Below are 23,715 nucleotides of genomic sequence, written 5' to 3'. Positions count from 1 at the left end.
CGTCAGGCATGCGTTACAGTATTACACATGCTGTCAATCAGTAACGCCGCGGTGGATGACCGGATCCTGGCCGCCGCCGCGAGCTGTGTGCGCGATTTCGGCGTGGAGCGGGTGGCGCTGGCCGAGATTGCGCGGCGGGCCGGCGTCAGCCGACCGACTGTGTACCGCCGCTGGCCCGACACCCGCTCGATCCTGGCTGACCTGCTGACCAGGCACATCACCGGCGCGGCGCGCGACGTGCCGGCCCGCGGTGAGGGCCGCGAAGCGCTGGTGCAGCGGGTGGTGGCGGTGGCCGAACGGCTGCGCCGTGACGAGCTGGTGATGGCCGTGCTGCGGTCGGAGCTGGCGATGGTCTACATCACCCAGCGGCTCGGCACCAGCCAGCGGCTGCTGATCGACGGCCTCGCCGACAACTTGCGCGACGCTCAACGTGACGGCAGCGTGCGGCCCGGCGATCCGCGCCGGCTGGCCGCGATGGTGCTGCTGATCACCCAGTCCTCGATCCAGTCCGCCCAAATTGTGGAACCGATCCTGGACGCCGACGCGCTGGCCGCCGAGCTTTCGCACGCGCTGAACGGGTACCTGTCGTGACGCCGGTTGCCCTGAACGCGGCGCGGCGCACCGCGGATGTGACCGCCCTGGCCGACGGCGCGCCGCTGGATGTCCTGGTGATCGGCGGCGGCATCACCGGAGCCGGCGTTGCGCTGGACGCCGCCTCCCGCGGGCTGTCGGTAGCACTGGTGGAAAAGCACGATCTGGCGTTCGGCACCAGCCGGTGGAGTTCCAAGCTGGTACACGGCGGCCTGCGCTACCTTGCCACCGGCAACGTCGGCATTGCCCGGCGCAGCGCCGTCGAGCGCGGAATCCTGATGACCCGCAACGCGCCTCATCTTGTGCGCGCGATGCCGCAGCTGGTTCCGTTGCTGCCGTCGATGGGCCACGCCGAGCGAGCCTTGGTGCGCGCCGGATTTCTGGCCGGCGATGTGTTACGCAAGACGGCGGGCACGCCGTCATCGGTGTTGCCGCGGTCGCGGCGCATCTCGGCGCAGCGCGTCATCGAAATGGCCGCGACCGTGCGGCGCGACGGGCTCGATGGCGGTCTGCTTGCCTTCGACGGCCAGCTGATCGACGACGCCCGACTGGTAATCGCCGTCGCGCGCACCGCCGCCCAGCGCGGCGCCCGCATCCTGACCTACGTGGCCGCGTCCGAGGCCACCGGCACGTCGGCGCGGCTGACCGATCAGCGCAGCGGCGAATCGTTCGACGTGTCGGCCCGCGCCGTCATCAACGCGACCGGGGTGTGGGCCGGCGAGATCGACCCCGCGTTGAAGTTGCGGCCCAGCCGCGGAACACATCTGGTCTTCGACGCCGAAACGTTCGGCAATCCGACTGCGGCGCTGACCATTCCGATACCCGGCGAGATCAATCGCTTCATCTTCGCCATGCCCGAGCAGCTGGGCCGGGTCTACCTCGGCCTGACCGACGAAGACGCCCCCGGCGCGATTCCCGATGTGCCACAACCGAGTCCCGACGAGATCGGCTTTCTGCTGCAAACCGTCAACACCGCGCTGGAAATCACGCTCGACGACTCTGACGTCATCGGCGCCTACGCCGGTTTGCGGCCGCTGATCGACACCGGCGAAGGCCGGACAGCCGACGTCTCGCGCGACCACGCGATCGTCGACTCGGACTCCGGCGTGATCAGTGTGATCGGCGGCAAACTCACCGAATACAGGCGCATGGCCCAGGATGTCCTCGATCACGCCGTCGCGCAGCGCGGACTGACGGCGGGCGCGTGCCGGACCCATGACCTGCCGCTGGTCGGGGCCCTGACCAACCCAGGCTCGGACGTCGCGTTGACCACCGACCTGCCGGAGTCGCTGATCGCCCGTTACGGCGCCGAAGCGGGCAATGTCGTCGCGACCGCCCGGTGCGAACGGCCCACCGACCCTGTTGTCGACGGCATCGACGTGACCCGCGCGGAATTCGAATACGCGATCACGCATGAGGGCGCGTTGGGTGTCGGCGACATCCTGGACCGCCGCACCCGAATCGGCCTGGTGGCCGCCGACCGCGAGCGCGTTGTCGGTGTGGCCGAGGAGTTTCTGACCCGCTTCGCCTGATACTCTGAACGGAACTGATCCGTATCGGCAAGGACAGGGCGGCGAGGTGACACGTAGCAGGCGTCCTGCGCGGCTCGACCGGTCGCTTGACGCGGCCATCCTCGACGCCGCGCTGGCCGGGGTGGCCGAACTCGGATACGACCGGTTGAGCATGGACGACATCGCGACCCGCGCCGGGGTCGGCAAGGCCGCGATCTATCGTCGCTGGCCCTCGAAGGCCGTGGTGGTGGCCGAAGCGATCGCCCACTGGAGACGACGACTGGGACCCGTCGAGCCACCCGACACCGGCAGCCTGCGCGGCGACATCGAGGCAGTGATTGCGGTCATGCCGGAGCTGGATACCGCTAATTCCAGCACAATTCAAGTCGTTGTCGGGGTGGCGACGGCAGCGATGCACAATCCCGTCCTGGCGGCCGCCATGGACGACCTCGTGCTGTCGCCGCCACGGCATGCGGTGCGGACGCTGCTCGACCGTGCGGTAGCGCGTGGGGAAATCCCGGCCGGCCGCGACCTGAGTCTGATACCTGACGTCGCCCTGGGTCTCAATGTCCTGAGGGTGATCACGGGACGGCCGATCGACCGGGTCTATATCCGCCGCGTGCTCGAAGACGTGATCCTGCCGCTCGCCGGCGCGCCGAGGGCGTAACAGTTGCGCGTTGGGGTTGACCGTGCCACTCTGGTCGCTAGGCGGAACTAATCAGTTCCGTCTAGAAGGGAGTGGGCCATGGCCGTCACGCGTGTTCCGGTTCTGATCGTCGGTGCCGGCGCTGCCGGGCTGACCACGGCGGCCCTGCTCGCCAAGCATGGAGTGCCGTCCTTGCTGGTCGAGAAGCGTCGAGAGGTGTTCATCTACCCGAAGGCACGTAACCTGAGCTTTCGCAGTCTGGAAATCCTGCGCGGGCTGGGTCTTTCCGACGAAGTGCACGCGATCGCCGACGGTGTGTCGGGCGGGTTCGGCAAGCCGACGCTGAACAGCGCCGAGCAGTGGCAAGCCATGGATGTCGACGCGATCTTCGCACCTTTCCAAGAGCTCAGCCCCGAACCCGCCGCGCAATACTGTCCGCAGAGCGAACTCGAACCGATGCTGCTCGAGTATGTCCGGCGGACCGGCAGCCAAGCGCATTACGGCACCGAGTTGTGCTCGTTCGAACAGGACGAGTCGGGTGTCACTGCTGTTGTGCGCGACCGGGATTCGGGAACATCGCAGACTGTGCGCGCCGCCTTTCTTGTGGCCGCCGACGGCGTGCACAGCCCGATCCGCGACGCCCTTGGCGTGACCACCTCCGGATACGGAGCACTGCCGATCTACGTCGTGTTCATCTACTTCCGGGCGCCGTGGCGCCGATTCGTGCCGGACATCGACGACGGCGACGTCGTGCAAGTCAAAAATGACGACGTAGACGGCATCTTCCTGGTGGTACGTGAGGACTTCGGCATGTTCATCACCACCTACCTTCCCGACAAAGGGGAGACGGCAGCACAATTCACCGCGGACCGTTGCCGCGAGATGCTGACCAAGGCAATAGGTGAGCCGATCGACATCGAGGTCGTCGACGTGGCGTCGTGGCAGCCCTATGAGCGGGTGGCCGGCCAATTCCAAAGCGGCCGAATCTTTCTCGTCGGCGACTCAGCACACACCATGCCACCGTTCAAGGCCGGCGGAGCCAACACCGCAATCCAAAGTGCGCACAACCTGGTCTGGAAGCTGGCCGCCATCCTCGAGGGCAAGGCCGATCCGGCATTGCTGTCCACGTACCACGTCGAACGGCACCCCGTGGGGCGCTTCAATGCGCGCCAGTCGCTCACCGGCCCCGGGCTGGCGATGCTCCGGCTGGACGACAACCGGCCGACGATATCGCCTGACGAGGAAGCGCCGATGCTGGCCCTGCTGATCGGCTACCAATACCGCTCGGCGGCTGTGGTTTCCGACGAACCGGCTCATTCCGGCATCGCCTTGGTGGACGAACTGCATGGACAGCCCGGCACCCGCGTTCCGCACGCATGGGTGGTCGACGACGGGAAGCGTGTGTCGACCCTCGATCTGCTCGGTCCGGGATTCACGCTCCTCACCGGCGATGATGGTGGCCCGTGGTCCGATGCCGCAACCTCCGTATCGAAAGCCTTGGGTGTGCCAATCAGCGTGCGGTGCATCGGAACTGGGGTCGACGTCGACGGCGCGTGGGCTGCCGTCACCGGCCTTGCGTCGGACGGGGCGTTGTTGGTGCGCCCCGACGACTTCGTCGCCTGGCGCGTCGAGGCGCTGGCGCCGTCGCCGGAAAACAGCCTCCGCGAGGTGATGTGCCAGGTTCTCGGCCGGGTCAGGAGATGACTGTTGACCAAAATCGTATTTTGGTCATAATCTGGCAGCGTGACGACACAAGGGGCGGGTGCCGATCGGCGAGAGCGGGCCGACCGGATTCTCGATACCGGCCGCGACCTGCTGTTGTCGTGGGGTTATCGGCGAGTCACGATCGATGAGCTGGCCCGCCGTGCCGGTGTCGGTAAGGGCACGATCTATCTGCACTGGCGTTCCCGCGAGGAAGTGTTCCACGCGGTCAGCGCCCGCGAGGCGGCGGCGATGGCGGACGCGATTGTGGATGCGGTCCGCCACGATCCGGCAGAGGTTGCGTTGCATCGCTACCTGCGCCGGCTGTTCGTCGAAGCGATGAACCGTCCAGTGCTGCGTGCGCTCTATACCCGCGACTCCGACACCCTCGGCACCTTCCTCTCCACGGCGCGCCATCAACGGCTCGAGGAAAGCAAGCTTGGTGTGAACCGCGACTATCTGGGTGTGCTCGCGGAGGAGGGCATGCTGCGGTCCGACCTGAATGTGGAAGATCTCGATTACACGTTGCCCACGATCGTGTTCGGTTTCTTTGCGGCAGAACCGTTTCACCCGCCGTCGATCAGGTTGACTTTGCAAGAGAAGGCCGACCAGCTCGCCGGCACCGTGCGGCGGGCATTCGAGCCAACTGCTGCGCCGAGCCGCGACACCGTGAAACGCGCTGCAGCGAAAGCTCTTCCGATTCTCGCACGACTCGCCCGAGAGTACCGGGCCGCAACGTATGGAGGCGATGATGGCTGACGTGGCGCCTGATCTTGCCCGCCCGCAAGGGCGGTACGGTGTCGACGGCGATTACCGGCTGATTCCGGCCGCCGTGGTCTTCGCCTGTTATGCGCTGTTGTGCCTGACCGCGGGTGGTTTGGCGGCCGGCTGGCTGGCGAGCGGACATACTGCTGCGGGACTGACGGCGGCTGTGGTTGCCCTTGCACTGATCGCCCAAGGTCTTGGCGTCGCGCGATTCAGCCGACGCGGAAAGTTCGAAGTCTGGGCGCGCCTGCTCACCGACGTTGGACTGCGCGGCGACGAGCGCGTTCTCGATCTGGGTTGTGGTCGTGGCGCGGTCTTGCTGGCAGCTGCCAAGCTGATCCCACGCGGACGTGCTGTCGGAGTGGATATCTGGCGAGCCGACCAGACCGGTAACTCGATGGATGCGACACTGGCGAACGCCGAGGCCGAGGGTGTCGCCGACCGTATCGAATTGCACGCCCGGGACATGACCGACCTCCAATTCCCGGACGGATCCTTCGATCTCGTCGTGAGCAGCCTTGCGATCCACAATCTGCCCGGCAACCCGGCGCGGCTGTCCGCGATCGACGAAGCCGTTCGCGTGCTACAACCCGGCGGGCGGATTGTCATCGCCGACATCGGGTTTACCCGGCTGTACGCCAGGCGGCTGCGCGAACTCGGCATGGCAGACGTCAAGCGCCGCGATCTCGGTTGGCGGGCCTGGTGGGGTCTGCCGCTCATTCGCACCCATGCCGTCTCCGCCACCAAACCGGTCACGTAGTCGCGGTTGTGTCGAGGATCAGATCTCGCACTGCCGAACTGGTGTGTGGCTGCCACAAGGCCTGCAATGGCACCAGCACCGGGCCGTCGATGTCGACGACGGTGACGGCACCGCCGATCGCCGGGCCGGGGGGAGAGGTCACGAACGCGACGGCGTCGTCGGTCAACGGCGCCACCTCCGGCGGGCAGCCCTGCACCCGGCTGACCCGGTAGTGCGGTTCGAAACCCGCTCGGCGACAGACGTTTACGAGGAAATCGCTGTAGTACGATGTTCCTGGCGGCGCCCACAGCACAACGGTCTCGTTCGCCAAATCGGCGATCGGAATACGCATCCCGGCGGCGAGCGGATGATCGCTGCGCACGGCGACACGAAGCGTGTCGTACCGGGCGACCGCGCTGGCCAATCGCTCCTGGGGGACCACGCCGCGGCGCAATCCGAGATGGACCGTGCCGTCTTGCACGCCGCTCACCAGCCGGTCGGGAAAGAGCTGCACCACGGTGAACGACGTCATCGGCGACGCCGCGATCGCCGGTTCCAGTAGCCGATACACCTCGCCGTTACTGATCGCGGGGGAATGGCCGACGACGAACTCGTCGGGTTGGGCGCTGGCTGCCGCCCGGGTATGTCGGGCGACGGTGTGTGCCGCGGCCAGCAGCGCGCGCCCCTCGTCGAGCAGTGTTTGACCGGCCGGTGTCAGCGAGATCCGCCGGCCGGCCCGCACCAGCAGCGAGGCGCCGAGTTCCTTTTCCAGTTGTTGCACCGAGCTACTCAGTGCCTGCTGGGACAGGTGCAGGTTCTGCGCCGCCCGAGTGAATCCGGCAGCTTCCACCACCGCGACGAAATGGCTGAGGCGGCGAAGGTCGGGGACGGCCGGCATCCGACCAGCCTAGCTACAAGCGTTGCTTGTTGAAAGACTGTCAATCACTGTTTCTCATTTGTGGTAGATCGGCCTAGGTTCGTGATCATGAGCAACCTGACAGGAAAATCCGCAGTGGTGGCCGCCGGCGCCAAGAACTTAGGCGGCCTGATCTCGACGACGTTGGCGGAGAGGGGTGTCAACGTCGCGGTGCACTACAACAGCGCATCGTCCGAGCCGGATGCCGACAAGACGGTGGCAGCCGCGCAAGCCGCCGGAGTGAAAGCGATCAAGGTGCAGGGCGACCTCACCGAGCCGGCCAACGTGGCGACGCTGTTCGACGCGGCCGTGGACGCGTTCGGCGGGGTGGACATCGCGATCAACACCGTGGGGAAGGTGTTGCGCAAACCCATCATCGAGACCACCGAGGCCGAGTACGACTCGATGTTCGACATCAACGCAAAGGCGGCGTACTTCTTTTTGCAGCAGGCGGGCAAGCGGCTGAACGACGGCGGCTCGGTGATCACGATTGTGACGGCGCTGCTGGCCGCGTTCACCGACGGCTACTCCACTTACGCCGGCGCCAAGAGCCCGGTCGAGCACTTCACCCGCGCTGCGGCGAAAGAGTTTGCGCCACGAGGCATTTCGGTGAACAACGTTGCGCCCGGGCCGATGGACACGCCGTTCTTCTACCCGCAGGAGACGCCGGAGCGCGTGGAGTTCCACAAATCGCAGGCGATGGGCAACCGGCTCACGCGCATCGAGGACATCGCGCCACTCGTGGTGTTCCTGGCCGACGAGGGCCACTGGGTGACCGGCCAGACCATCTTCGCCAACGGCGGGTACACGACGCGGTAGCCCGTGCGGACCCGCGAGGGTGCGCAAATGTACGGTCCCCGCGGGGTTTTTGCGTACATTTGCGCACGCTCGCGGGCAAAGCGAACTACAGCGGGATGTTCTTGTGGCGGCCGCGGCGGGCGGGCGCCTCGGCCAGCGCCTGGGTCAACTTGCTGCGGGTGTGCGCCGGGTCGATCTTCTCGTCGACCACGCCGATGTCGATCGCGGAATCGACACCGCCGGTGATCCGCTCGTGCTCCTCGGCCAGCTTGTTGTGCAGCTCTTCCCGCTCGTGCTCGGGCGCGGCCGCCAGCTTCTTCTTGTGCAGGATGCCGACAGCGGCTTTGGCGCCCATCACCGCGACCTCGGCGTCCGGCCACGCGAACACCTTGGTGGCGCCCAGCGACCGCGAGTTCATCGCAATGTAGGCCCCGCCGTAGATCTTTCGGGTCACCAGGGTCACTCGCGGCACCGTCGCCTCGCCGAACGCGTGCAGCAGCTTGGCGCCGCGGCGAACCACGCCGCCCCACTCCTGGTCCACGCCCGGCAGATAACCCGGCACGTCGACGATCACCACCAGCGGAATGCCGAACGCGTCGCACAGCCGCACGAAACGTGCCGCCTTCTCGGCGCTTTCGGAGTTCAGGCAGCCGCCCAGCCGCAGCGGGTTATTGGCCAGCACACCGACCGTGCGGCCCGACAGCCGGCCCAGCCCGACCACCATCGACGGCGCCCACTTGGCTTGGAACTCGTCGAACGGCACGTCGTCGTCGAGCAGCGCGGTCACGATCGGGTGCACGTCATAGGCGCGCCGCGCCGACTCCGGCAGCAACGCATGCAGGTCGGTGTCCTGGGCCTCGGCCTTGGCGCGGTCGAAATGCCCTTGCTGGCAGAACAATCCGACCAGCCGGCGGCCACGCTCGTAGGCGTCGAGCTCGTCGTCGGCGACGATGTGGCACACCCCGGACTTCTTGTGGTGGGTGTTGGGCCCACCCAGCGACGCCATGTCGACGTCCTCGCCGGTCACGCTGCGCACCACGTCGGGACCGGTCACGAAAACCCGGCTGTCCGGTGCCATCACGATCACGTCGGTCAGCGCCGGCCCGTAGGCGGCGCCACCGGCGGCGAAGCCGACCACGACCGAGATCTGCGGGATGTACCCGGATGCCCGGATCATCGCCTCGAACACCAGGCCGACCGCGTGCAGTGCCCGCACACCCTCGGCCAGCCGGGCACCGCCGGAGTGCCAGATACCGACGATCGGGCTCTGCTCCTCGATGGCGGTGTCGTAGGCGTTGACGATGTGGGTGCACCCCTCGATGCCCATCGCACCGCCCATCACCGTGCCGTCGGTGCAGAAGGCGATCGTGCGCACGCCGTTGACGGTGCCCGCGGCGGCCAGCACCCCGGAGCGGTCACGCTCGTGCAACAGCTCGACGCTGTCGTCGTCGAAGAACGTGGTCAGTCGCAGTAGCGGATCGCGGGGATCGAGCGACTCGCCAACCGCCTCCGGGGCCATGATCGTCATCGCGGGTCTCCTCCTCGAGGCGGCGCCTCGGTATCAGTACCGGCCAAATGCCAGGGCTACGTTGTGTCCACCGAATCCGAACGAATTGTTGATCGCGTACTGGTAGTCACCGGGTCGCGGCTTGCCCGCCACCACGTCCAGGTCGATCTCGGGGTCGAGATTGACCAGGTTCAGCGTCGGCGGGATGACCTGGTCCCGCAGCGCCAGCACGGTCAAGATCGACTCCACCGCACCGACCGCGCCGACCGAGTGACCGAGCGCGGACTTGGGCGCATACACCGCCGCGTTCCCGCCACCAGGGCCGAGCGCGTTGTTGATCGCCTTGCCCTCGGCCAGGTCGCCCACCGAGGTTCCGGTGGCATGCGCGTTGACGTGGGTGATGTCGGCCGGCGTGAGGTCGGCCAGCTGGATCGCCCGCGTCATCGCGTGCCCGGCGCGCTCGCCGTTGGGGTCCGGGGCGACCATGTGGAAGCCGTCGGAGGTGATGCTGGCGCCCATCAGCCGCGCCAGGATGTTGGCGCCGCGAGCCTTGGCGTGCTCCTCGGTCTCGATGACCATCAGCGCGCCGGCCTCACCGAACACGAAGCCGTCGCGGTCCTTGTCGAAGGGACGGCAGGCGCCCGGCGGGTCGTCGTTGTTGGTCGACATCACGATGCGCATCTGGGCGAACCCGGCGATCGGCACCGCCTCGATCTTGGTCTCGACGCCACCGCAGATCGCAATGTCGGCCTCTCCCAACACAATCTGCTGCCAAGCGCGCGCGATACCCTCCGACCCGGAGGCACACGCCGACACCGGGGTCATCACCCCGGCCTTGGCGTGCCGCTCCAGCCCGACGGCCGCGGACGCGCCGTTGGGCATGTACATCTGCACCGCCAGCGGCGACACCGCCCTCATGCCGCGCGCCCGCATGTCGTCGTAGCCGAAGACCAGCTCCTCCGTCGACCCCATCCCGGTGCCGATGGACACGGCCAACCGGTTGGTGTCGACCTCCGGTGCGCCGGCGTTGTCCCACACTCGACGGCCCAGCACGGTGGCCATCTTCTGCAGGTAGCCCATCCGGCGGTTCTCGATGCGGTTCAGCTGGCTGTCGAACTCCTCGACCAGGTGACCACCGATCCGGACCGGCAGGTCGAACTCTTTGACGAACGGGTCGTCGAGAGTGCGGATCCCGCTTTGCCCGTCCAGCAACAGCTTCCAGGTGGTCTCCGCATCGGATGCAAGGGCAGTCGTCATCGCAATGCCGGTGACGACGACATTGGGGAAACCTTTCCCCGTGGCCAACGATGCCATTGGTCTTCCGAAAATTCCTTCCGTACTTGCCCGGCTCCGCTGCGGACCGCTCGCAGCCCGTGTCGTCGCCGGACGTCGTGCTCAGTAGCGCCCGAAGGCGATCGCGACGTTGTGTCCGCCGAACCCGAACGAGTTGTTGATGGCGTACTTGTAGTCGCCATAACGGGGTTCGCCGGCTACCACGTCGAGATCGATTTCCGGGTCCGGGGTGTGGTAGTTCAGCGTGGGCGGGATGACACCGTCGCGCAGCGTCAGCACGGTCAACACCGACTCCAGCGCCCCGACCGCACCGATGGAGTGGCCCAGCGCTCCCTTCGGCGCGTACACCGCGGCGCTTTCACACCCGGCGACCCGAATGGCGTTGGCCTCGGCCGTATCACCGATCGGCGTGGCCGTGGCGTGCGCGTTGATGTGGTCAATGTCCTTGGCGGACAAGCCCGCCAGCTCCATCGCCCTCTGCATCGCCTTACCGGCACGCACACCGTCCGGAGCCGGCGCCACCATGTGGAAGGCGTCCGACGTGATGCCGGCACCCATCAACCGGGCCAGCGGCGTGGCGCCGCGGGCCTTGGCGTGCTCCTCGGTCTCGATGACCATGAGCGCGCCCGCCTCGCCGAACACGAAGCCGTCGCGGTCCTTGTCGAACGGGCGCGACGCCCCTTCGGGATCGTCGTTGCGCGTCGACATCGCCCGCATCATCGAGAACGCCGCGATCGGCAGCGCCTCGATGCCGCCCTCGACACCGCCGCACACGGCGATGTCCGCGTCACCCATGACGATTTGCCGCCACGCGTGTGCGATGGCCTCCGAACCCGACGAACACGCCGACACCGGGGTCATCACCCCGGCGCGGGCGCCCAGCTGCAGACCCACCGTCGCCGCGGCGCCGTTGGGCATGATCATCTGCACCGCCAGCGGCGACACCTTGCGGGGGCCGCCCTCGTTCATCAGGTCGTAGCTTTCGACGATCCGCTCGGCGCCGCCCAGCCCGGTGCCGACCACGACGGCGAACCGGTCAGGGTCGACATCGGGGCTGCCTGCGGTCTCCCACAGCTGGCCGCTGAGCAGCTTGGCCATCCGCTGGACATACGACATCCGCCGCAACTCCAGCCGGCCCATGTGGTCGTCGACGGGCTCCTTGAGGTGTCCGCCGATCTTGACCGGCAGATCCCACTTGGAGACGAACTCGTCCTCGAGGACGTGGATGCCGCTCTCGCCGGCCAACAAACCCTTCCACGTGCTCTCGATGTCCGGCGCGATCGACGTCGTCGCCGTGACGGCGGTTACCACAACGCTGGGGTAACCGCCGTTAGCAGTGGAAGGTTTGGTCACTTGCTCTCTGCTTCCAGCCTGGCGCGGACGGCCTCGACCTTGTCGGGGTTCTCCGCCTCGATCTTTTCGCGGATGGCAGCGGCAGCCTCGGGGTTCTCTTCCTCGAGCTTCTGGATGTAGTTGACGACGTCACCGACGGTGCGGAGCCCTGCGAGGTCCTCGTCGGGGATCTTGACGCCGTACTTGTCCTCGGTCTGCACCGCGATCTCGACCATCGACAGCGAGTCGATGTCCAGGTCGTCGACGAACGACTTCTCCGGTGTGATCTCGGACGGCTCGATGCCGGTGACCTCTTCGATGATCTCGGCGAGACCGGCGATGATTTCTTCCTGAGTGACGGGCACGGTGAGCTTCCCTTCGTAATGTGTTGTGTTACTGGATGAAACGTGCGATATGCGGTTGTACTGGCGGCGAGACCGGCGTTAGAGCTCCGTTAACCCGTCCAGGTCTGCGGGGGACTTGACGGCATGCGTCGGAACCCCGCGAAGTTCACGCTTGGCGATGCCCGCGAGAGCGCCCGCAGGTGGGAACTCGACGATCGCCGTGACATTGCGCTGACGCATGGTCTCGGTGCACAGGTCCCAGCGCACCGGACGGGTCAGCTGCGCGACGAGCTTTTCCATCGCGTCGGCTGCCGACGATACCGGCTGCCCGTCGCGGTTCGACAGCAACGTCGTGGTGGGCTCGGCCGGCGTGACCTTCGCCGCCGCGGCGGCATAGCCGTCGAGCGCCGAGGCCATGAACTCGGTGTGGAAGGCGCCGGCGGTGGCCAGCGCGCGCACCCGGGCCTTGGCCGGCGGGTCTTCGGCCAGCTTTTGCAGCGCGTCCAGGCGGCCGGCGGCGACGATCTGGCCCGCGGCGTTGCGGTTGGCGGGCACCAGGTCGAGCTGCTCGAGACGCGCCAACACCTCGGCTTCGTCGCCGCCCAGCACCGCCGACATGCCCGTCGGCTCGTTGGCGCAGGCCTTGGCCATCTCCGCGCCGCGGGTGGCGGCCAGCGAGACGGCTTCGTCGGCCGAGATGACGCCGGCGATCGCGTAGGCCGCGATCTCGCCGACGGAGTGGCCGGCCACGACGGTGGCGGCGTCGCTGAACAGCCCTCGCCGGGTGAGCTCCTGGTGGGCCAGCAGGGTGGCAGCCACGACCAGCGGCTGGGTGATCGCGGTGTCGGTAATCTCCTCGGCCGAAGCGGTGGTGCCCAACCGGGCAAGGTCCAGACCACTGGCCGTCGACCACGCGGCAAGCTGGTCCGGCGCGCCGGGCAACTCCAGCCACGGCGACAGCATTCCGGGAGTCTGCGATCCCTGTCCGGGCGCAAGCAACGCAATCACGTGTTTAAGAGAACACTGTGAAGACGGTTTTGCGGGGTGTAACAGATTATGAACCTTGTCTTAGGTTTTTGTGGAGACCCCACAAAACGGCTTTGGATGCGATCTGTTTGATATCGTGCCGCAACTTGCTCACTCGACGCGGTGCCCGGCCGACGGCTCGACCAGGTCCTTCGCCACCGGCGTGGTGACGGGCGTCACAGTGTTCGTTGTGCTGCTGGTGTGCTGCGCCTGGTAGGCGAGGTGACCCACGGTAGCTGCCACCCGGAGCACGTAGGCATCGCGCGGCTGGGTGGGGTCGCGCCCGGTGAAGTCGGCGATCCGCCGCAGCCGGTAGCGCACGGTGTTTGGATGAACGAACAACTTGCGGGCGCACGCCTCGATCGCGCCGCCGCAGTCCAGATAGGCGTCCAGGGTCTCGGTGAGCGTGGGTCCGGCGTCGGCCAGCGGCCGCATCACGTCCGTGTGTAACGCCGCGATCGCCGAGGCGTCGCCCATCAGCGCCCGCTCCGGCAGCAGCTCGCGGGCCAGCACCGGCCGCGGTGCGCCACTCCACCCGGCGACGGCGTTCATCCCCGAGATCGCCTCGCTGGCGCTGTGGTAGGCGGCGGTCAGCATCGGCGCCGTCGGTCCGATCACCACCGGACCGTCGGAGAAGGCGGCCATCAGATCGCCGAAGAACTTCTCGGTGGGCGTGAGCTGGCCGGAGACGATCGCCACCAGCCAGGTGCCGTGCACGTCGGTGAGCGCCGCCCGGCCGTGACGGGTGGCGATATCCCGGACGTCCTGGCTGGCGTGCGCTTCCCGGCCCGGCGCGGGGGTGCCCACGACCACGGTCGCCGGCGCGGTGGTGTCCCAGTTCAGGGCGGCCGCCCGGGACAACAGCTCGGGGCCGGTGTCGCCGCGCACCACCGCGTCCACCACGCTGGCCTCCATCCGGCTGTCCCAGGTGCCGCGGGCTTCGGCGGCGTCGGCATAGGCGGTGGCGGCGGTGAACGCCAGGTCGCGGCTGTACTTGAGGATGCCGACGGTGAGCGCGGTGACCTCTTCTTCGGAGCGGGCCACCATCGGGACGACTTCTTCGAAGAACTCCATCGTGATCCGGACCATGTCGACGGTGTGGCGCAACGCGATTCGGTTGCGCAGCTCCTGCGGCACCAGCTCGAAGGCCTGCGCGGTGTAGCTGATGTTGCTGCGCGGGTCGCGCATCCATTCGACGAAGTTCACCACCGCGGTCTGCACCACCAGCGCCACGCTGGCGCGCTGGGAGGCTTCCAGGTCGGCGAAGAACGGCAACCGGTCCTGCATCGCCGAGACGGCCTCGGTGGCTATCCGGCCCGACAGCTGCTTGAGCCGCCGCAGCAGCGACTCGGGGGCCACGTCCAACAGCTCGAGCGTGGTACGCGGCAGGACAAACTGCCCAATATTCTTGTCGGCCACTCCTAAAAGCTACGCCGCTTTTCTGGATGTTTCCGCCAAAACGTGCCTAGGGTCGGCGAGCGGTTACGCCACCCCCGGGTCGGACGTCTGGCCCGGCGCGGCCTGCACGTCGTCGATCTTGTACTGGCGCGCCGCCGCCGTCGGCACCGACGGGTCGATCTCGCCCTCGCGGGCCAGCGCCTCGAGCACCGCGACGACCTGCGACTCCGCATCGGTATTGAAGTACCGACGGGCGGCGGGCCGGGTGTCGGAAAAGCCGAACCCGTCGGTGCCCAGCGTCACGTAGGTGCCCGGCACCCACGGCCGGATCTGCTCGGGCACCGCGCGCATCCAGTCCGACACTGCGACGATGGGGCCGCTGGCCTGCGACAGCGCCTTGCTGACATAGGCCTCGCCGGCCGGCCGGTCCGGGTGGCGCAGCTTCTCCCGCTCGATCGCCACCCCGTCGCGGTTGAGTTCGCTCCAACTGGTCACCGACCACACGTCGGCAGCGACATCCCACTCAGCGGCCAGCATGTCGGCGGCTTGGAGCGCCGACGGCATCGCCACTCCGGAGGCCAGGATGTGCGCGGTATTGGACCGGGATTCCGTCGCCTTCCGGTACCGGTAGATGCCCCGCAGCAGGCCCTCCGGGTCGAAGTTCTCCGGCTCGGGCGGCTGCACGTACGGCTCGTTGTAGACGGTGATGTAGAAGAAGATGTTCTCCGGGTTCTCGCCGTACATGCGGGCCAGCCCGCTTTCGACGATGTAGGCGATCTCGTAGGCGAACGCAGGGTCATAGGAGACCACCGCGGGATTGGTGGCCGCCAGCAGCAGCGAGTGACCGTCGGCGTGCTGCAATCCCTCGCCGGTCAGCGTGGTGCGCCCGGCGGTGGCGCCGAGCAAAAATCCGCGGGCCATCTGGTCGCCGGCGGCCCAGAGCCCGTCGCCGGTGCGCTGGAACCCGAACATCGAATAGAAGATGTAGATCGGGATCATCGGCTCGTTGTGCGTCGCATACGAGGTGCCCGCCGCGGTGAAGCACGCCACCGAGCCGGCTTCGTTGATGCCCTCGTGCAGGATCTGGCCGACTTCGCTTTCCTTGTAGGCCAGCATCAGCTCGGCGTCGACGGCGGTGTAGAGCTGGCCGTTGCGGTTGTAGATCTTCAGGCTCGGGAACCACGAGTCCATGCCGAACGTGCGGGCCTCGTCGGGAATGATCGGGACGATCCGCGGGCCAACCTCCTTGTCCCGCAACACTTCCTTGAAGGTGCGCACCGTCGCCATGGTGGTGGCGACTTCCTGTTGGCCGGAGCCCTTTTTCAGCGACTTGTAGGTGTCGCGGCCGGGCAGCGTCAGCGCCTTGGACTTGGTCCGGCGCTCGGGCACGAAGCCGCCGAGGGTGCGACGGCGGTCGAGCAGGTAACGGATCTCGGGCGCTTCGGAGCCGGGGTGGTAGTACGGCGGCAGGTAGGGGTCTTCCTCCAGCTGAGCGTCGCTGATCGGGATCCGCATGGAATCGCGGAAAGCCTTAAGGTCTTCCAGCGCAAGCTTTTTCATCTGGTGGGTGGCGTTGCGCCCCTGGAAGTGCGCGCCCAGCGAATAGCCCTTGATGGTCTTGGCCAGGATCACCGTCGGCTGACCCTTGTGGTCGACGGCGGCGCGGTAGGCGGCGTAGACCTTGCGGTAGTCGTGGCCGCCGCGCTTGAGGTTCCAGATCTCGGCGTCGGTCATGTTTTCCACCAGCGCCTTGGTGCGGGGGTCGCGGCCGAAGAAGTGGTCGCGCACGTAGGCGCCGTCGTTGGCCTTGTACGTCTGGTAATCACCGTCGGGCGTCGTGTTCATCAGGTTGACGAGGGCGCCGTCGCGGTCGGCCTGCAGCAGCGCGTCCCACTCGCGGCCCCAGATCACCTTGATCACGTTCCAGCCCGCGCCGCGGAAGAACGACTCCAGCTCCTGGATGATCTTGCCGTTGCCGCGCACCGGGCCGTCGAGGCGCTGCAGGTTGCAGTTGATCACGAAGGTCAGGTTGTCCAGTCCCTCCAGCGCGCCGACGTGAGCCAGGCCGCGGCTTTCCGGTTCGTCCATCTCGCCGTCGCCCAAGAAACACCACACGTGCTGATCGGAGGTGTCCTTGATGCCCCGGTCGTGCAGGTAGTGGTTGAACCGTGCCTGGTAGATGGCGTTCATCGGGCCCAGGCCCATCGACACGGTGGGGAATTCCCAGAAGTCGGGCATCAGCCGCGGATGCGGGTAGGACGGCAGCCCGCCGCCGGGGTGACTGTGTTCCTGGCGGAAGCCGTCGAGCTGCTCGGCGGTCAACCGGCCCTCCAGGAACGCGCGCGCGTAGATGCCGGGGGAGGCGTGGCCCTGGATGAAGACCTGGTCCCCGCCGCCGGGGTGCGACTTGCCGCGGAAGAAGTGGTTGAAGCCGACCTCGTACAGCGCGGCCGAGGAGGCATAGGTCGAAATGTGGCCGCCCACACTGACTCCCGGCCGCTGGGCGCGGTGCACCATGATCGCCGCGTTCCACCGGATCCAGGTCCGGTAGCGGCGTTCGACGTCCTCGTCGCCGGGGAACCACGGCTCCAGCTCGGTCGGAATCGTGTTGACGTAGTCGGTGGACGTCAGCGCCGGAATGGCGACCCGCTGCTCGCCGGCCCGTTCCAGCAGCCGCAGCATCAGATAGCGGGCCCGCGACGGCCCGGAGCGCTCCAGCAGCTCGTCGAAGGACTCCAGCCACTCCGACGTCTCTTCCGGGTCGATGTCGGGCAGATACGACGCCACCCCTTCACGGATCACCCGCACCCGGTCGTGATCGCTTGCGGTACTTGAGTTTTTCGCCAGATCGTGGCGTACGAACTCGGTAGTCAACTCGCTACTCCTTGCGTGGCGGTTCAGCTGCTTGTGGCCCATCCCCGCCGTGTCGTTTTCGGTTGTATCCCCCTATCGTGCCGCACGCCAGCCCCCGCCGCGTAGGGGCCGTCTGAACCGGTAACGTCAGTCGGTGTGCTGGTCCGATGGCAGGCCGCGATGCGGCTGAGTGGACGCCGATTGCGCCTTGGCCTGCTGGTGCTCGGCAGTGTCGCGGCGATGCTGATGGCGATCGTCGGATGTACCAGCGTCACCGAGGGCACCGCGACCGTCGACACCGCGGTTGCCCCGGCGTACCGGGCCTCGGTGTCCGCGTCGGTGTCGGCGTCGTCGGCGACCTCACGGATCCGCGAGACGCAGCGCCAGCAGTCGTTGACAACGCGGGCGGTGGTCAAGGCGTGTGAGTCGTTTGCGAGCAGCAGCAAGGAAGCCATCGAAAAGGTGAATGCCTTTGTGGGGGCGTTCAATCAGGGCGGTGACACCGCCGCCGCCGAAGGCCCGGCCATCGACGCGCTCAACAACAGCGCCGACGTCGTCGCCGGAAGCATCAGCGAGCCGTTGTCGCAGGAGCTGCGTGAGGCTCTCAACGCCTACGTCGACGCATCCCGGGACGTGGCGAAGGCCATTCGCGCCCACGCGCCGACATCGGAGTTCAACCAGCGCGTCGATCAGCTCAACGACACCAAGTCCAGAACGGTCAAGGCGTGCCTTGCGTACTCGTGACGCCGATTGCTGTGCGACGATAGTGCGCATCGCACGGCGTGTTGATGCACAAGACTAAGGAGGCGCACGGTGGTCGCGGCGGACGACGCCCCGAGCTACGCCCGCAAACTGGGCATCCAGAAGGGCCAGGTTGTCCAGGAGTGGGGCTGGGATGAGGACACCGACGACGACATCCGCGCCGACGTCGAGGAAGCCTGCGGCAGCGAACTGCTCGACGAAGACACCGACGAGGTGGTCGACGTCGTGCTGTTGTGGTGGCGGGACGGCGACGGAGATCTGGTCGACACCTTGATGGACGCAATCACCCCGCTGGCCGACGACGGTGTGATCTGGGTGCTGACTCCCAAAACCGGTCGGCCCGGCCACGTGCTGCCCGCCGAGATCGCGGAGTCGGCGCCCACCGCCGGCCTGATGCCGACATCGTCGGTGAGCCTGGGTGACTGGAGCGCGAGCCGGTTGGTGCAGCCCAAGTCCCGGGCGGGGCGGCGCTGATGCTCAGCGTCGGAACCGAGGCACCCGATTTCACCCTGCGCGACCAGAACCAGCAGCCGGTCACCCTGTCCGACTACCGCGGCGAGAAAAACGTGTTGCTGGTGTTCTTCCCGCTGGCGTTCACCGGCATCTGCCAGGGCGAGCTCGACCAGTTGCGGGATCACTTGCCTGACTTCGAAAACGACGACAGCGTGGCGCTGGCGATCTCGGTGGGCCCGCCGCCCACCCACAAGGTGTGGGCCGCCGGAAGCGGTTTCTTGTTCCCGGTGTTGTCGGACTTCTGGCCGCACGGCGCGGTCAGCCAGGCCTACGGCGTGTTCAACCAGAACGCCGGCTATTCCAACCGGGGCACCTTCGTCATCGACCGGTCGGGGGTCATCCGGTTCGCGGAGATGAAACAGCCGGGCGAGACCCGCGATCAGCGGCTGTGGACCGACGCACTCGCAGCACTGAAAGCGTGAGTCGCCTCCTCGCCGAGCGTGCGTGTCCCCGGTCGACACGCCGCGTCCAATCCCGATTCTGCGCACGTTCGGCAGTATCGCCGGCGTTTGGGCGCGGCTCGCACAGCCGTGTAGCCTGTCGCGGCACGGGCGCGTAGCTCAGTGGTAGAGCTCTGGTTTTACACACCAGCGGTCGGCGGTTCGATCCCGTCCGCGCCCACCCCTCTGGCTCATTCCGGTCCGGCGAAGAACTCCAGCGCGATCCCGTCGGGGTCACGAAAGCTCAGGCCCGAGCCGTAGCCGGCATCCACGATCCCGCCGTGGTGGACGCCGAGTTCGTTCAGCCGCGTCAGCCACGTCTCCAGCTCGGCGCGGTTGGCGCAGCCGAAGCCGACATGGTCGAGGCCGACGCGGAACTCGCTGAATCGCTCGTCAGGAGCCGACCGCTCATGCTGATGGACGCCGAACAGCGTGCCTCCGTCGAGCATCCACACCAGATGCCGGAAGCCGCCGTCGGTGTGCTCGTCGAGCACCGGATCGGCGCCGAATAGCTGGCGGTACCAGGGGCCGCTGACCTCGATGTCGCGCACGGTGACCGCGACGTGGTTGAGCGCCGGGAATGCCATGAACTTCGCCTCTCTTTCAGACAGTGTGATCTGGGTCGCAAACACAGATGGGTGAGGCCAGCAACACATTTACTAAGGTCGGCTAATCGGTCACGATAGTTAGTATGACTTCACAGTTGACGCCCGAACGTACAACGTCCCGTCCCCGCCAGACCGAGGAAACCAACGAGCGCATTCTGCTGCAGCCGTGGTTTTGGACGGCGGTGCTGTGCATGATCGCCATGGTGCTGCTCGTGATGTTCGGCTAGCCACTACACGATTCGCCAGCCGCGCCACGCACGGAATCGCATGTCCCACAGATAAAGTCGATAGCCGAATATCCAGACCCGGTGCGGGATCAGCCGGTCGGCCAGCCGCAACGCAAAGAGCAGCCACTCGAAGCGGCGCTGCTGGGATTGCGACCAGTCCAGCTGCATCATCGCCCGGAACTCAGGAGCCAGAAAACCCGTCGTCGCGAACAGGTTGAACCGCCCCAGCACCCGCATCGGCCACGGCAGGAACGCCATCGACGCCACCCCGCGAAGATGCTCGCGCATTGGGGGATCGATGCGTAGCTCGTCGAGAGTGCGTTTCCAGTACTCGTCGAACGCGACGCGGTCCGGGGGCCACATGCCCTCCCGCACCTGCAGCGTGGTGCCCAGCCGCTTGGCGTCTTGATAGACGGCGTCGGCGCTGGCGTCGTCGAGCGGGCCGTGCAAGAACTCGTGCTGGTCGACGAAGTAGCGGTACAGGCACGCGGCCACCCACAGCTGCAGTCGCGGGTCAAAGGCGTTGTAGGACACCGGGCTTGACGGCCGGGAGCGCACCTGCCGATGCGCGGTGTCGACCGCGGTGCGGATCAGCTCGCGGTCTTGTTCTGTGCCTATGGTGGCGACGGCCAGATACGTGCCGGTGGTGCGGGCCCGCTTGAACGGATGCTTGTAGACGTTGCCGCTGTCGACGGGGCTTTCCAGGACGCCGTAGCCGACGCCGGGCAAGGACAGCTGCATGATCACGTTCGCGGCGGGCAGCAGCATGGCGGCGGAGTTCAGCAGGTCGGCGACACCGGATCGCTTCATAAACCCGAGTAGACCACGTGTGAGAGGCTGCCGGGGTGTTTGGGCGGACCCGGCTCACCGGTGTGCTGGTCGGCTCTCTGGCCGATTTGGTGCTCGGCGACCCGCGGCACGGTCATCCGGTCGCGGGCTTCGGCGCAGTAGCCGCGGCGGTGGAGCGGTTCACCTACCGCGATTCTCGGCTTGCGGGCGCGCTGCATGTCGGCGTGCTGATCGGCGCGCTGGGCCTTTTTGGTGCGACGGCGCAGCATTTCGCCGCGCGGCGGGGTTCGGTGTGGTCCGTGGGGGTGACCGGGGCGGCTACCTGGATCGCGCTGGGCGGCACGTCGCTTGCGCGCACCGGATCGGCGATGTCGGAGCTGTTGGGTCGTGGCGACATTGACGGGGCCCGGGAGTTGCTGCCGTCGCTGTGCGGCCGTGACCCTGACCTGCTCGACGCCGACGGGCTGGCCCGCGCGGCGGTGGAGTCGGTCGCCGAGAACACCTCCGACGCACAGGTGGCGCCGCTGTTGTGGGCCGCCATCAGCGGGGTGCCCGGGGTGCTGGTGTACCGCGGCATCAACACGCTGGACTCGATGATCGGCCACCGTTCGCCGCGCCACGCCCGATTCGGCTGGGCCGCCGCACGATTGGACGACGTGGCCAACTATGTGGCAGCGCGGGTGACCGCGACGCTGGTCGCGGTGTGTGCGCCGATCGTCGGCGGCTCGCCCTCGGCCGCGCTGAGCGTGTGGCGCCGCGACGCGGCCCGGCATCCCAGCCCGAACGCCGGGGTCGTCGAGGCGGCGTTCGCCGGAGCGCTGGGTGTGCGGCTCGGGGGGCCGACGCACTACCAGTACGGGCTGCAGATCCGGCCCACCCTCGGCGACGGGCCGGCCCCGACGGTGGCCGACCTGCGCCGCGCGGTACGACTATCCATGGCCGTGCAACTGGCGGCCGCGGCGGTGGTTAGCGCCGCCGCCCGTAGCGGTCGCTGAGCTTCTCCTCGACGGTCTTCGGCGCCGACTTCGCTGCCGCTTTCTCGGCGCGACGGGCGCGGACCTCGGCGTAGACGAAGTAGCCCAACAGGATGGGCGCGGCGATGCCGAACGAGATCCATTGGATGCCATACGACAAGAACGGCCCGGCGTCCAGATGCGGCACCCCGAGCACACCGAGCCCGCCGGGCTGGTTGTCCACCAGCTGCAGATACGACCCGGCCAGCGGCACTCCCGTCAACTGTGCGATCTGCCCGATGTCGATCGAATAGACTTGCTGCACACCGTCTTTGGTGAATGGCTCTTTGTCTTGCACCGGCTGCTCGGAGTCGCGCAGCCGCGCGGTGATGCTCACCGTCTCGGCGGGCGGCGGTGGAATCGGCGGCACCCGTGAACCCTGCTCGGGCCGAACGTAGCCGCGGTCGACCAGCACGGTGGGGCCGCCGTCGACGACGAACGGCACCAGCACCTCGAACGCCGGCTCGCCGCCGACCACCCGCAGCCGGGCCAGCACCTGCACGTGCGGCAGGTAATGCCCGCTGGCCGTCACCCGTCGCCACTGCGCCTGCGGCGCCGACGAATCCTGCTGCGGCAAGAGGCTTTTCACCGGAACCGGGTCCGTGCTCAGCGACTGCTCGATCTGTTTGTTCTCCCGCGACGTCTTGGTGTTCTTGCCCAGCTGCCACGGCGCGAGCACGGAAAAACACAGATAGGTGAACGCGATCACCACCACCGCCAGCGCCAGCCATCCCGGTCGCACAAGGAACGCCAGCCGTCGCATCAGCGCTGCCCGTTCTGCGCCAGTTGCTCGTCAACCCATTTGTGCAGGCCGGGCAGAGCCGCCTCGATGGCGACGAACGCCGCCTCGAAGTCGTCGTGGTCGCCGTAGTAGGGGTCGTCGACGTCGAGGGCATAGGCACCCGAGCGCGGGTCGAACGACCGCAGCATGCGGATCCGGCCCGCGTCGACGCCCAGTTGCCGCAACAGCCACACGTGGTTGCGGGCCAGCGCCACCACCAGGTCGGCGCTCAGGTGGTCGAGGTCGACCTGGGCGGCGCAGTGGTCGGTGGGATAGCCGTGGGCGCGCAACACGCGGTTGGTCCGCTCGTCGGCGGCCTTGCCGATGTGCCAGCCGGCGGTACCCGCACTGGTGACCCGCACGACGTCGTCGAGGCCGCGCTGGGTGATCTGGTGGGCGAACATCTTTTCCGCCATCGGCGACCGGCAGATGTTGCCGGTGCAGACGAACGTGATGTGCAGCCGCCGGTCAGACACCCAGCGCCCTCCGCAATTCGGCGACGGTCGCGACGCGTTGCACGTCGGCGTCGTCGGCGAAGTCGGCCTGGCCGTAGCCCCAGCCGACCACCACGGCGTCGATGCCGTGCGCGGCGGCGCCGTCGACGTCGTGCACCCGGTCGCCGACCATCAGCACCCGCTCGGGGAGCGGCGCCAGCTGAGCCAGCGCATGAGCCAGCACGTCGGCCTTGCTGCTGCGTGAGCCGTCGACGCTGGCGCCGGCAACGACCTCGAAATGCCCGTCGAGCCCGAAGTGGGCCAGGATGCGCCGCGCTGTCGGCTCGGCCTTGGAAGTGGCCACCGCCAGCCGCACACCGGCGGCGCGCAGGTCCGCCAGCAGCGGCACCATGCCGTCGAACACGCTGTTCATCGCCCAGCCGCGGGCGGTGTAGTCGGCGCGGTAGGCCGCGATCGCAGCGTCGGTGTGCTCGCCGAGCCCCATCGCGGCCAGGGTGTGGTGCATCGGCGGGCCGACAATATGGCCGGCCAGATCGCCGTCGGGCACGGCCGCGCCGACATGGCGCAGCGCGTGGCGGAAGCTGGACACGATCCCGGCTGCGGAATCGGTGAGCGTCCCGTCGAGGTCGAAGATCACCATGTGCGGAGGACTGGCTGGCACAGTCCCATTGTCTCCGACGCGCTCACCTGCACCGTCGGCAGGACCG

25 protein-coding genes and 1 tRNA gene are annotated in these 23,715 nt (G+C 67.6%); 13 read left to right on the top strand and 13 right to left on the bottom strand.

Annotated features, from left to right (window positions below; translation table 11 throughout):
- Positions 1-27 precede the first annotated feature (27 nt).
- The 6 genes from AWC14_RS21260 to AWC14_RS21235 all read left to right on the top strand — a co-directional run bounded on the left by AWC14_RS21260 (position 28) and on the right by AWC14_RS21235 (position 5,974).
- Positions 28-591 (top strand): TetR/AcrR family transcriptional regulator, encoded by a 564-nt coding sequence (locus AWC14_RS21260; protein ID WP_045378229.1) that lies wholly within the window; start codon positions 28-30, stop codon positions 589-591.
- Positions 588-2,123, top strand: a complete 1,536-nt coding sequence (locus AWC14_RS21255; protein WP_045378226.1) for a glycerol-3-phosphate dehydrogenase/oxidase — start codon at positions 588-590, stop codon at positions 2,121-2,123. Before AWC14_RS21260 ends, AWC14_RS21255 begins: the two co-directional genes overlap by 4 nt.
- Before the next feature lie 46 nt (positions 2,124-2,169).
- Positions 2,170-2,769 (top strand): TetR/AcrR family transcriptional regulator, encoded by a 600-nt coding sequence (locus AWC14_RS21250; RefSeq protein ID WP_045378224.1) that lies wholly within the window; start codon positions 2,170-2,172, stop codon positions 2,767-2,769.
- 78 nt (positions 2,770-2,847) lie between these two features.
- Positions 2,848-4,452: an FAD-dependent monooxygenase gene (locus AWC14_RS21245; RefSeq protein ID WP_045378221.1), complete on the top strand. Its 1,605-nt coding sequence runs from the start codon at positions 2,848-2,850 to the stop codon at positions 4,450-4,452.
- Between the two features lie 39 nt (positions 4,453-4,491).
- A complete protein-coding gene (locus AWC14_RS21240; protein WP_045378218.1) occupies positions 4,492-5,208 on the top strand; it encodes a TetR/AcrR family transcriptional regulator in 717 nt (238 codons plus the stop codon).
- Positions 5,201-5,974 carry a class I SAM-dependent methyltransferase gene (locus tag AWC14_RS21235; RefSeq protein ID WP_045378411.1) on the top strand — a complete coding sequence of 258 codons (774 nt, stop codon included), beginning with the start codon at positions 5,201-5,203 and terminating at the stop codon, positions 5,972-5,974. Before AWC14_RS21240 ends, AWC14_RS21235 begins: the two co-directional genes overlap by 8 nt.
- Here AWC14_RS21235 and AWC14_RS21230 read toward each other — a convergent pair.
- Positions 5,967-6,851, bottom strand: coding sequence for a LysR family transcriptional regulator (locus AWC14_RS21230; RefSeq protein WP_045378215.1), 885 nt, complete (start codon positions 6,849-6,851; stop codon positions 5,967-5,969). The two genes, AWC14_RS21235 and AWC14_RS21230, sit on opposite strands and share 8 nt — an antisense overlap.
- An 87-nt stretch (positions 6,852-6,938) precedes the next feature.
- Here AWC14_RS21230 and AWC14_RS21225 point away from each other — a divergent pair, with 87 nt between their 5' ends.
- Entirely contained in the window at positions 6,939-7,688 is a 750-nt protein-coding gene (locus AWC14_RS21225) for an SDR family oxidoreductase (protein WP_045378409.1), read from the top strand.
- A gap of 85 nt (positions 7,689-7,773) precedes the next feature.
- Here AWC14_RS21225 and AWC14_RS21220 read toward each other — a convergent pair whose 3' ends face one another.
- The 7 genes from AWC14_RS21220 to aceE all read right to left on the bottom strand — a co-directional run bounded on the left by AWC14_RS21220 (position 7,774) and on the right by aceE (position 17,441).
- Positions 7,774-9,195 carry an acyl-CoA carboxylase subunit beta gene (locus AWC14_RS21220; protein ID WP_045378212.1) on the bottom strand — a complete coding sequence of 474 codons (1,422 nt, stop codon included), beginning with the start codon at positions 9,193-9,195 and terminating at the stop codon, positions 7,774-7,776.
- Positions 9,196-9,228: 33 nt separating this feature from the next.
- Complete coding sequence (gene kasB, locus AWC14_RS21215; protein ID WP_045378209.1) at positions 9,229-10,488, bottom strand: 3-oxoacyl-ACP synthase KasB; 1,260 nt, start codon at positions 10,486-10,488, stop codon at positions 9,229-9,231.
- A gap of 81 nt (positions 10,489-10,569) precedes the next feature.
- Positions 10,570-11,820 (bottom strand): 3-oxoacyl-ACP synthase KasA, encoded by a 1,251-nt coding sequence (kasA, locus tag AWC14_RS21210; protein WP_045378206.1) that lies wholly within the window; start codon positions 11,818-11,820, stop codon positions 10,570-10,572.
- Entirely contained in the window at positions 11,817-12,164 is a 348-nt protein-coding gene (acpM, locus tag AWC14_RS21205) for a meromycolate extension acyl carrier protein AcpM (protein ID WP_045378203.1), read from the bottom strand. Before acpM ends, kasA begins: the two co-directional genes overlap by 4 nt.
- 78 nt (positions 12,165-12,242) lie before the next feature.
- Positions 12,243-13,151, bottom strand: coding sequence for an ACP S-malonyltransferase (locus AWC14_RS21200; protein WP_045378200.1), 909 nt, complete (start codon positions 13,149-13,151; stop codon positions 12,243-12,245).
- Positions 13,152-13,280: 129 nt separating this feature from the next.
- Positions 13,281-14,588, bottom strand: coding sequence for a PucR family transcriptional regulator (locus AWC14_RS21195; RefSeq protein WP_045378197.1), 1,308 nt, complete (start codon positions 14,586-14,588; stop codon positions 13,281-13,283).
- Between the two features lie 63 nt (positions 14,589-14,651).
- Positions 14,652-17,441: a pyruvate dehydrogenase (acetyl-transferring), homodimeric type gene (gene aceE / locus AWC14_RS21190; protein ID WP_045378406.1), complete on the bottom strand. Its 2,790-nt coding sequence runs from the start codon at positions 17,439-17,441 to the stop codon at positions 14,652-14,654.
- 135 nt (positions 17,442-17,576) lie between these two features.
- Between aceE and AWC14_RS21185 the strand changes: the two genes are divergently transcribed.
- The 4 genes from AWC14_RS21185 (at position 17,577) to AWC14_RS21170 (ending at position 19,316) form a co-directional block, all read left to right on the top strand.
- Entirely contained in the window at positions 17,577-18,164 is a 588-nt protein-coding gene (locus tag AWC14_RS21185) for a hypothetical protein (RefSeq protein WP_045378194.1), read from the top strand.
- Positions 18,165-18,233: 69 nt separating this feature from the next.
- Positions 18,234-18,656, top strand: coding sequence for a DUF3052 domain-containing protein (locus AWC14_RS21180; RefSeq protein WP_045378191.1), 423 nt, complete (start codon positions 18,234-18,236; stop codon positions 18,654-18,656).
- A complete protein-coding gene (locus tag AWC14_RS21175) occupies positions 18,656-19,117 on the top strand; it encodes a peroxiredoxin (RefSeq protein WP_045378188.1) in 462 nt (153 codons plus the stop codon). The genes AWC14_RS21180 and AWC14_RS21175 overlap by 1 nt, the downstream gene beginning before the upstream one ends.
- A 127-nt stretch (positions 19,118-19,244) precedes the next feature.
- Positions 19,245-19,316: transfer RNA gene (locus tag AWC14_RS21170), tRNA-Val, on the top strand.
- A 10-nt stretch (positions 19,317-19,326) separates the two neighbouring features.
- On the opposite strand, the gene AWC14_RS21165 is transcribed toward AWC14_RS21170, so the two are convergent.
- Entirely contained in the window at positions 19,327-19,722 is a 396-nt protein-coding gene (locus tag AWC14_RS21165; protein WP_045378403.1) for a VOC family protein, read from the bottom strand.
- 104 nt (positions 19,723-19,826) lie between these two features.
- Here AWC14_RS21165 and AWC14_RS28800 point away from each other — a divergent pair, with 104 nt between their 5' ends.
- The gene (locus AWC14_RS28800; protein WP_156419168.1) at positions 19,827-19,970 is read left to right on the top strand and encodes a hypothetical protein; all 144 of its coding nucleotides are present in this window, start codon (positions 19,827-19,829) and stop codon (positions 19,968-19,970) included.
- Positions 19,971-19,973: 3 nt separating this feature from the next.
- On the opposite strand, the gene AWC14_RS21160 is transcribed toward AWC14_RS28800, so the two are convergent.
- Positions 19,974-20,780, bottom strand: a complete 807-nt coding sequence (locus AWC14_RS21160) for an oxygenase MpaB family protein (protein ID WP_045378185.1) — start codon at positions 20,778-20,780, stop codon at positions 19,974-19,976.
- Positions 20,781-20,815: 35 nt separating this feature from the next.
- Between AWC14_RS21160 and AWC14_RS21155 the strand changes: the two genes are divergently transcribed.
- Positions 20,816-21,754 (top strand): cobalamin biosynthesis protein, encoded by a 939-nt coding sequence (locus AWC14_RS21155; protein ID WP_045378183.1) that lies wholly within the window; start codon positions 20,816-20,818, stop codon positions 21,752-21,754.
- Here the strand turns inward: AWC14_RS21155 and AWC14_RS21150 are convergent.
- From AWC14_RS21150 to AWC14_RS21140, 3 genes are read right to left on the bottom strand one after another with little or no spacing between them, the layout of a single operon-like run.
- Positions 21,726-22,535, bottom strand: coding sequence for an SURF1 family cytochrome oxidase biogenesis protein (locus AWC14_RS21150; RefSeq protein WP_045378181.1), 810 nt, complete (start codon positions 22,533-22,535; stop codon positions 21,726-21,728). The genes AWC14_RS21155 and AWC14_RS21150 overlap by 29 nt on opposite strands.
- A complete protein-coding gene (locus AWC14_RS21145) occupies positions 22,535-23,029 on the bottom strand; it encodes a low molecular weight protein-tyrosine-phosphatase (protein WP_045378178.1) in 495 nt (164 codons plus the stop codon). The genes AWC14_RS21150 and AWC14_RS21145 overlap by 1 nt, the downstream gene beginning before the upstream one ends.
- Positions 23,022-23,648, bottom strand: coding sequence for an HAD-IA family hydrolase (locus AWC14_RS21140; RefSeq protein ID WP_045378175.1), 627 nt, complete (start codon positions 23,646-23,648; stop codon positions 23,022-23,024). Before AWC14_RS21140 ends, AWC14_RS21145 begins: the two co-directional genes overlap by 8 nt.
- Positions 23,649-23,715: the final 67 nt, after the last annotated feature.

It is taken from the genome of Mycobacterium kyorinense (assembly GCF_002101735.1).
GTDB lineage: Bacteria > Actinomycetota > Actinomycetes > Mycobacteriales > Mycobacteriaceae > Mycobacterium > Mycobacterium kyorinense.
The sequence above is the reverse complement of the archived record's forward strand: the minus strand, read 5'-3'. Positions and strand labels throughout refer to the sequence as shown.